Origin of the sequence: Acinetobacter sp. SA01 (assembly GCF_011319235.1) — a bacterium.
Classification (GTDB): Bacteria; Pseudomonadota; Gammaproteobacteria; order Pseudomonadales; family Moraxellaceae; genus Acinetobacter.
Genome location: NZ_WXXM01000021.1, coordinates 1 through 1,606, shown reverse-complemented (window position 1 = coordinate 1,606; position 1,606 = coordinate 1). Strand labels below are relative to the sequence as shown.

Sequence of the window (1,606 nt, the reverse complement as noted above, 5' to 3'; positions counted from 1 at the left end):
CTGCGGAAGATATTGTGCGTCCATTGCAGGAACGTCCAGTACGTGTAGACCGTGAAACACTGGCACTCGGTTATGCAGGTGTGTATTCAAGCTTTTTACGTCATACAGAAACGGCTGCAGAAAAATACGGATTATCTGCTTTTGATATATTAGTCGAACTGGGTAAACGTAGAATGGTTGGCGGTCAGGAAGACATGATTGTCGATGTTGCGCTGAATATGCTGAAACAACAACAAGTTTAAAAATGACAAGGATAATGTATGTGAGGAGCTGCATTATCCTATTTGCTTAAAGAAGATATTGAGATGATTCAATATAAAAAAATATATTACCCAAGTTATGATGCCGACTTAAATGCAGTGAAAGAGCATGGTTTATATCTGCAATACATAGAAAAACAGGATAACCATTTGTGTTGTGAGGCGATTAAACAAAATCCACGAGCAATTAAATATGTAAAAAAACAAATTGAAGATTTATGTTTAATGGCGGTGCGGAAAAATGGCGATTTATTGCAATATATCCATGAACCTACACATGAAATAATTTTGGCTGCTGTTCAGAATGAAGGATTGGCACTGCAGCATATCTTATTTCAAAATGCAGAAATATGTTTAGCTGCAGTAAAGCAAAATGGATTTGCACTAAAATATGTACGTCAACAAACAGAGCAGATTTGTCAGGCAGCGGTTCAATCAAATCCACAAGCGATTAAATATGTGAAAGAACAGACAGAGATTCTATCCTACATGGCATTACGTAAAGATGGGATAGCTATTCGGTATATTTGTAATCCAACGCCAGCCATGTGCCTGATGGCTATTGAAAATAATCCAATGTCTATACAGTTTATGGATAATCCAAGTAAAGAGTTGTGTGAATATGCAGTGAAACTTAGGCCTTATGCAATTCAGCATATTGAGGTGTACTATGAAGACTTATGGATGAAAGCGATAGAGCAGCGGGCATTTGTGATTCAGTTTTTAAAAGAATATTCCGAGAAGATTCTGAAATATGCATTACTTTGTAATCCAATAAGTCTGAAATATATCAAAAAAGAGTTTCAGTCAGATGTAATTATTGAGTATGCCCTTTCTAAAGATGCAGCAATGGAAAAATATATTCGATAATTGCAAAAATTAAAAAAAGTGTTTTTAATTTTAGAAGTCAGAGAAGTAGTGATAGTCCAATCAGTACAGAACAAATCAAGTCTAACTGTTTGATGGGTGAATTGTTGTAGTGATTAGCCGCAGGCTCAGATAGTCTGGTAATTCAACGTTTAGTATTTCATTATGAGTTCGAGTTTACATATTAATTTGTTGATTGTAATAGGCATATTGGGCATTTAGAGGCTAAGTTTTGATAATTCTTCAAAGACATTCATTTAACATGTTGTTGAAATTCCATTTCTAAAAAGATTCTATCGTCACCCGTACAAGATTGGCCAGTTGTTCATGTGAAAAATGGATAAATATGGGTAATTAAACCATGAGATATACTTTTGTTTTCATTAGTTTAACCCGAATCCTGCTTAAGCCAATCATTCCATTACTTGAATGGTTGGCTTGTTTTGATGGCATAACTGATAAGCACATAAAGAGGCATA

The 1,606-nt window shown here is 35.0% G+C and carries 1 protein-coding gene and 1 pseudogene; both read left to right on the top strand.

All coding sequences use genetic code 11. From position 1 onward, the window contains the following. A pseudogene (locus tag GTU69_RS14695) lies at nucleotides 1–242 on the top strand (4-hydroxy-2-oxovalerate aldolase); the annotation flags it as partial. A 42-nt stretch (nucleotides 243–284) separates the two neighbouring features. Continuing rightward, nucleotides 285–1,130, top strand: a complete 846-nt coding sequence (locus GTU69_RS14690; protein WP_240921701.1) for a DUF4116 domain-containing protein — start codon at nucleotides 285–287, stop codon at nucleotides 1,128–1,130. Nucleotides 1,131–1,606: the final 476 nt, after the last annotated feature.